The sequence below is a fragment of the Streptomyces sp. BE20 genome (assembly GCF_036322525.1).
Taxonomy (GTDB): domain Bacteria; phylum Actinomycetota; class Actinomycetes; order Streptomycetales; family Streptomycetaceae; genus Kitasatospora.
In genome coordinates this window covers 1-329 of sequence record NZ_JAQYWW010000831.1, presented here as the reverse complement: position 1 = coordinate 329, position 329 = coordinate 1, and the positions used below count along the sequence as shown (strand labels likewise).

Below are 329 nucleotides of genomic sequence, written 5' to 3'. Positions count from 1 at the left end.
GGCGCGCGCCGTCCCGGCCGTCCCCTGGCTGGTGTCCGCCGCCTCGGCCGTCGCCCTGCGTGCCCAGGCCGAGCGGCTGCTCGACTACGCCGACGCGCAGGGCCCGGACCAGACGGCTGCCGCCCGCGCGCTCGCCGAGGGCCGGGCGCTCCTGGCGCACCGCGCCGTCGTGGTGGCCGACACGCTGGACGGCCACCGCGGCGGACTGGCCGAGCTCGCGGGCGACGCCGCCGCACCCGGCCTGGTCACCGGCACGGCGGACGACGCCGGCGAGACCGACTTCGTGTTCCCGGGTCAGGGTACGCAGTGGGTGGGGATGGGCCGGCGTC

1 protein-coding gene is annotated in these 329 nt (G+C 79.9%); it reads left to right on the top strand.

Annotation, left to right across the window (positions count from 1 at the left end; translation table 11 throughout):
* A partial coding sequence (locus PUR61_RS17545) for a hypothetical protein (protein ID WP_329879797.1) occupies window positions 1-329 on the top strand: 329 nt, incomplete at both ends.